This window comes from Grimontia sp. AD028 (genome assembly GCF_000973155.1).
GTDB classification, from domain to species: Bacteria; Pseudomonadota; Gammaproteobacteria; order Enterobacterales; family Vibrionaceae; genus Enterovibrio; species Enterovibrio indicus.
Genome location: NZ_LASY01000187.1, coordinates 1 through 6,610 on the forward strand (window position 1 = coordinate 1; position 6,610 = coordinate 6,610).

At 49.5% G+C, this 6,610-nt stretch carries 3 protein-coding genes; 2 read left to right on the forward strand and 1 reads right to left on the reverse strand.

Annotated elements, in window-relative coordinates:
- Window positions 1-109: 109 nt before the first annotated feature.
- Window positions 110-1,756 (reverse strand): VRR-NUC domain-containing protein, encoded by a 1,647-nt coding sequence (locus tag RN22_RS24145; RefSeq protein WP_046308479.1) that lies wholly within the window; start codon window positions 1,754-1,756, stop codon window positions 110-112.
- 157 nt (window positions 1,757-1,913) lie between these two features.
- Here RN22_RS24145 and RN22_RS24150 point away from each other — a divergent pair, with 157 nt between their 5' ends.
- Together RN22_RS24150 and RN22_RS24155 are read left to right on the forward strand one after the other, a co-directional pair.
- Window positions 1,914-3,314: a phosphatase PAP2 family protein gene (locus RN22_RS24150; RefSeq protein ID WP_082111465.1), complete on the forward strand. Its 1,401-nt coding sequence runs from the start codon at window positions 1,914-1,916 to the stop codon at window positions 3,312-3,314.
- A 158-nt stretch (window positions 3,315-3,472) separates the two neighbouring features.
- On the forward strand, window positions 3,473-6,526 hold the full coding sequence (locus RN22_RS24155) for an FAD-binding and (Fe-S)-binding domain-containing protein (RefSeq protein WP_046308481.1): 3,054 nt from the start codon (window positions 3,473-3,475) through the stop codon (window positions 6,524-6,526).
- Window positions 6,527-6,610: the final 84 nt, after the last annotated feature.

Consider the following 6,610-nt stretch of genomic DNA (forward strand, 5'->3'; position numbering starts at 1 on the left):
AAAGGTCAACAGCCCCTAAGGCCTGTTTTCTATAAGTATGTATTAACTTAATATTTTTGCCTCATAAATGAGAAATCAATTGTACCCATACAACCTGAAGATGCAGGATTCAGAGGTCAACAGGTTGTTTGGGTAAATCGGCAGACACGTAGAGCGTGTGAGCGGAAAGCCCGTGAGTGGCGAAGAAGTTAAGCCAACGCACTTGGTGATGTTGAAGTTTATCGCCAGGACCTTTGACTTCAACAAACTGGCATTTCCCTTCTTTCACCATAAACAGGTCAGGGTGTCCGGCCCGGTTGGATTTGGCATCGAACAAAATGCGTTTAATACAGGCGATAATTTGCGTTGGTGACAATGTAGAGAGCGCTGCCTCAATCATATTCCGTTCTGCCCAGCTCCAATTCACCCAATCGTTAGTGATGCCGAACTTTGCATCATAAACCGCTAGGAGGTCGTATTCACCCTGTTCCAAAGCCTCGAAGCGCTGTTCAATCATTTCTCTTCGGGCTGTGGTGAAATCCGTCGAATACATGTCGCGTGGCGCGCGTTGGAAAGGATTGAGAAACGCACCGGGTACAGGGGCGAAAATGATATCCCACAGCAGCAGGCCAAACAGCGCATTGAGAAGGCTGTTTTCGCAATACCATACTTGCCAACCTTGTTGAGCATAATGTCGCGCAGATTCGAGTTCTACGCGCTCATTAAGCACCAAGGTGATGTGTTTTGAGCCAAACGCCTCGCCTGCTTTTTCGGGAGAGAGGCAGTCGGTTTTTTTGGCTAGCTGTCTTGCTATGCGCGCGGCAACATCGGCTTCATCTTCGTTTTTCGGCGCGGTCAGCATGTCGGTGACAATGGCTGCTGCATCTTCAAAGCGCGTTTGTTTGATGGCTATCCTCGCCAATCGCTCTCTGGCAGGCGGAAGCGAGGACTGTGAAAACAGGTGTTGGGCACTTTCTTCGTCTTTTTGTCTTTCGAACTCTCTGGCCAGCTTGTTCGCCAGCCTTTCCCATTTCCTTGTTAACGGCGGCCAGAAGGGCTTCTCAGGGAGTTGTTGACTCACTTTTAATGCAGAAGTGACTTCTTTTGCTTCTGTATACTCCCAATACAAATCAGCAAGTGATGACAAGAAAAGCCAGTCAGCGATTTGCTCCCGCGAAGTAAAGAGTCTGTCTTCTGGACGAAGCCGGACGTTTTCAAAGCGGTAGATGCCTAAATCGTTAAGAACAAACTGGCTGAGATCCTGACGAGAATTGCCGAAGTAGAGCAGCAAAAATACAGGCAAGACATCGTGTTTCAGGCAAAGAAAACGGGTTGGCAAAGGTGGGACAGCTTCTTCATTGTTGTTTTCAACGATGGTGGCGATGATTTCTGGCTTCCGAAGGGTAGCTTTTATAGAAAGGTGACAATAAAGCGAGAGTAATTCCGCTTTTGTCATTAGCTTCGCGACGATTTCAAACGGCGGTTGCGTCGTTTCAATGAGGAAACCTTCTTCAGATAACCGTGTGGTGGCGCTTTCAATATCCGGGATCTCTGGATAAACGAGCTTATCGCAGCGGAACCAATCCCCTTTGCGTGTCAGCAGTCGAACCAATAAGAGTTGGGCATTTTTGGGTAGCGCTGAAAATGCAGTAAGCCAGTGCGTTTCTGTTTCTGTGAGTAAATCACTGTATCGGGTCGAGACGACGTCGACGATGGATAGGAAGTTATCCAGATAGTAGTGAGGCGGCAAAACAGGCGGGGTGGTTAACGGGCTCATGGCATCCTTGTCGATTTAAAACGAAGACTTACTCGATGGTTCAGTAGCATTCAATCGTTCAATAGCATTCAATAGGGACAGACAGTTAGTGAGCATAACACGCCTCATTTCAGGGATACTTCTTCTGATATCACTTCTTTTTATGTCAACGGGAGTGATGGCAAGCCAAGAAAACGCAATCAATAGTACGTTGCCAATCGAGGCGGCAGATTGCCTTATTGTCGACAAAGACAAAAACATCTTGATGATTGATGAAGCGATCAGCGGGCGCTATTCCATTCCTGGTGGATCAATCATTGGAGAAGAAACGCCGGAACAAACCGCCAAGCGTGAAGCGTATGAGGAAACCGGTCTTCACGTGAATGTCGGTCAGCAAATCGCCCGCACTTATAATTCTGCCATTTTCGCCTGTCAGTTGGCTTCACCCACACAGTATTTTATCGATTCGATGGGAAGAAAGGTGCTGATGGCGTGGTCAGCACCGCATTTTGGTAAGGAAGTGACCCGCGTACTGATGATGCCGGACAACAAAGCCGTACGCGATAACTACCGTTTCCCGGAGCATAAATGGATGTTTAGGCATTGGGTGCCGGAGGTACCGCCGAGCGAGTTTGTTCTTTCAGAGGGCGATTCTGTGGTGCTCACACCCTTCTATCGTGCTCAGTTATCAGTGCTTCAATCATTGCATGAATGGAAAGATGAGAGCGCGGTTGTAAAAGCCTTGGTGAAAGCCACAATCGTACTGGGAAGTCTGTTTACGCCGATGTTGTTTCTCGGCACGCTTATTTTTATCCGGGCTTACCATGGTTACCGAGCAGCACTACTTTACGGCGCAGGATTGCTGTCGCTTTCCGTATTCGTGTTGATACTGACCACCGTGATTGAGCTACCCAGACCTTACTTCATCGATCCTGTGTTTGGTGAGCAGGATACCTTGGGTTATACCTTGCCGAGCTGTATGGTCGCGCTCACCACGTTTTTCTTTAGCTGGTTACTGCTTAACTGGGACAAAGAGGTTTGCCCCGCAGGGCGAAAGCGCCTGTTTGCCGGTGCTGTGATATGTGTGTCGGCGATCAGTGGCAAAGTCATGTTGCTTGGTGAGCACTATCCATCAGATATGGTCTTGGGACTACTGATCGGCCTTGGGTTTGCTGTCGGTTTCAAACGACTGAGAGAGTGGCGTTTTGCCAACCGTAACCGTGCTTTGATTTCCGCGCGTTTTTGGTTGATGAGCTTTGTGGCAACCGCACTGATTGGCATCATCATTCACAAACCGCATATTGTGTATCTTTCTGCGTTTTGCTTGGGAACTTACTGTGCGATTCTCTGGCTGAAGGCATTTCCTCTTTATATTTCCGCCGTTCGACGCCCCGCTAAGCTGACTTTTTTCATGATTGCTTTGGCAGGTGTGTTGGCGATCCTATACGCAGACTACGTGATTTCGTCCCGTTATGCCGTGAACACCATTATTGTTGCCGTGAACTGCGCAGCGGCCTGGGGCATCTCAGTATGGTTGCTGGTGGTGACACCACGTATTTTTCATCAATTTGTTCGGTGACACGTAAACGATTGCGCGGCGTGTTTTTAAAGGGATTTCTCTTAGGATTACCTCTTTGATGGATCTCACACCTGAGGTAAAGTTATGGCAGTCGTTAGTTTATAAGATTGCCAACGATCGTATGGAAATAGATCGTACAAATGGCTTCAGGGAGCAAGATGTTACCAGCACTTACACACCAGCATACGCTCGATCCCATCGTCGGGCGTTTTCTTGATGCTTTAAAAGAGAAAGGTTTCCAGGGTGAGACGGAGACCTTCTATGCCAGCCGCCTTGCTGTCGCGACCGATAACTCGGTTTACCAGCTTCTTCCACAGGCGGTGGTTTTTCCTACCTCAACGCAAGACTTAACGCTGTTAGGCGAAGTCTGCAAAGATGCCGAATTCGCTGAGATTAAATTCTCTGCCCGTGGCGGTGGTACCGGCACCAATGGTCAGTCTCTGACCCAGCATATCGTTGTCGATATGTCGCGCCACATGCGCAATATTCTGGAGATTAACCCGGATGAGGGTTGGGTGCGCGTTCAGGCAGGCGTGGTCAAAGATGCACTGAATGATGCACTGCGTCCGCACGGCTTTTTCTTCTCGCCTGATCTGTCGACCAGTAACCGCGCAACAGTGGGTGGCATGGTCAACACCGATGCATCAGGTCAGGGTTCATTACGCTACGGTAAAACTTCAGACCATGTTTTGGCACTGAAAGCGGTGTTGGCAGATGGTTCAGTCTTGGATACCGAACCCCAGTCTATGGCGGATGTGACGGGTAACACCCGTGATGATTACGCAGGTGAAGCACTGCGCCGCGTGGCGGAAATCTGCCAAAGCAAACGTGCGGAAATTGACGCAAAATTCCCGCCACTGAACCGATTCTTAACTGGCTACGATCTGAAAAATGCATACCAGCCTGAGTCTGACACTTTTGACATGGCACGTGTGCTTTGTGGCGCGGAAGGCTCTCTGGCATTTATCACTGAAGCCAAACTGAATATCACGCCAATTCCTAAAGCCCGTACTCTGGTTAACGTAAAGTACGACAGCTTCGATTCAGCACTTCGCAGTGCGCCTGTGATGGTTGAAGCGAATGCCTTGTCCGTTGAAACGGTGGATTCCCGCGTATTGAATTTGGCGCGTGAAGATATCGTGTGGAACACGGTTAAAGACCTGCTGACGGACGTTCCTGGCAAAGATATGCAGGGCATCAATATCGTCGAGTTTGCCGGTAATAATGTAGAGGAAATCGACGCACAAATCGCCTCGCTGTGTGAGCGTTTGGATGTTCTGGTCGAAGCCGGTGATAAAGGCGTGATTGGCTATCAAGTCTGTAACGACCTGGCCTCTATCAACAAAATCTACAATATGCGCAAGAAGGCCGTTGGCCTGCTCGGAGCGGCAAAAGGTGCTGCGAAGCCAGTTGCCTTTACGGAAGACACGTGTGTGCCGCCGGAAAACCTCGCTGACTTTATTGTCGAATTCCGAACGTTACTGGACAGTCATAACCTCAACTACGGCATGTTCGGTCACGTTGATGCGGGTGTATTGCACGTTCGTCCAGCTCTTGACCTCTGCGACCCAGAGCAAGAGCGTCTGATGAAGACGATTTCCGATCAGGTGGTCGCGCTGGTGGCGAAATACGGCGGCCTGATGTGGGGTGAGCACGGTAAAGGTTTCCGCTCTGAATATGGTCCTGAATTCTTTGGTGAGGAGCTTTTCAACGAGCTGCGTAAAGTCAAAGCGGCGTTTGACCCTCACAACCGCATGAACCCAGGGAAGATTTGTACACCCGTCGACAGCAGCGATTCGCTGGTGAAAGTGGATGATGAAAAGCGTGGCACCTTAGATCGCCAAATCCCAATCACGGTGCGTGACAGCTTTAAGCAGGCGATGGAATGTAATGGTAACGGCCTGTGCTTCAACTACGACACCAGCTCGCCAATGTGTCCGTCGATGAAGATCAGCTATGACCGTCGTCATTCGCCAAAAGGCCGTGCGGGCATTGTGCGTGAGTGGCTGCGTTTGTTGGCAGAACAGGGCGTTGACCCTATCACCATGGAAAAGGAACTGATGGAGAAAACACCGTCGGTTCGCCAAATCTTCGCACGGTTCAAGAACACCTGGCTTTCAAACAAAGACAACTACGACTTCTCTCACGAAGTGATGGAAGCGATGAATGGTTGTCTGGCATGTAAAGCCTGTGCGACTCAGTGTCCTATCAAGGTCGATGTGCCGAGCTTCCGTTCTCGCTTTATCAATCTCTACTACAGCCGTTATCAGCGTCCTGCGAAGGACTATCTTGTGGCAAATATCGAAACTATGCTGCCTTGGATGGCAAAAGCGCCGGTGATTGTGAATGCGTTCACCCAGCCAAAATGGGCGCAGTCTGTCACTGAAAAAGCGATTGGTTATGTCGACACGCCTGCGCTGTCAGTGCCGACACTGATGGAGTCGCTGGATGGCCACCATGCCACAAAGTTCGACTTAGAATGGCTGAAAGCCTTGAGCGACCAAGAGCGTTCCCGCTATGTGCTGATTGTTCAAGATCCGTTTACCAGCTTCTATGAAGCAGATGTGGTGAAGGACCTGGTGACGTTGGCTGAGAAGCTGGGTAAAAAACCGATGCTGGTGCCTTTTAAGCCAAACGGTAAAGCGCAGCACATTAAAGGCTTCCTCAAGAAATTTGCTAAAACAGCCCGCAATACCGCTGACTTCCTGAATCAGCTGGCATCGTTGGAAGTGCCAATGGTGGGTGTCGACCCTGCACTGGTGCTTTGCTATCGCGATGAGTACAACGAGATTCTGGGCGAAAGCCGTGGTGACTTTCAGGTGCAGACCGCGCATGAGTGGTTGCTCAATGCAATTTCTGACGTGCCGCAAAAAGAAAATGCCGACAAAGACGCTTGGTATCTGTTTGCGCATTGTACTGAAAAAACCAAGATGCCAAATGCAGAAGCTGAGTGGGGCAAAATCTTCCATCACTTTGGTGGCAAGCTCGAGGCTGTTGCAGTCGGTTGTTGTGGTATGGCAGGGACTTATGGACACGAATCTGACAAGTTGGAAAATTCAAAAGGTATTTTCGGTTTGAGTTGGAAACCTCGCTTGGAATCTTTGCCACCATCACGCTGTATGGCAACAGGTTACTCGTGCCGCAGTCAGGTGAAGCGTTTTGAAAGTAAAAAGCTCAAGCACCCGGTACAAGTGCTGGTGAAGTTGGTTTAATCCGCTTACTGGTGTATTGAAGGGGGAGCCATTGGGCTCCCCCTTTTTGATCTTGTTTGGGTAGAATACCAATCGTAGTAAATA

Bases quoted from the DNA above. Each gene is read 5' to 3' on its own strand.
- RN22_RS24155 (WP_046308481.1), top strand. From the start codon at position 3,473: ATGTTACCAGCACTTACACACCAGCATACGCTCGATCCCATCGTCGGG.
- RN22_RS24145 (WP_046308479.1), bottom strand. From the start codon at position 1,756: ATGAGCCCGTTAACCACCCCGCCTGTTTTGCCGCCTCACTACTATCTG.
- RN22_RS24150 (WP_082111465.1), top strand. From the start codon at position 1,914: ATGGCAAGCCAAGAAAACGCAATCAATAGTACGTTGCCAATCGAGGCG.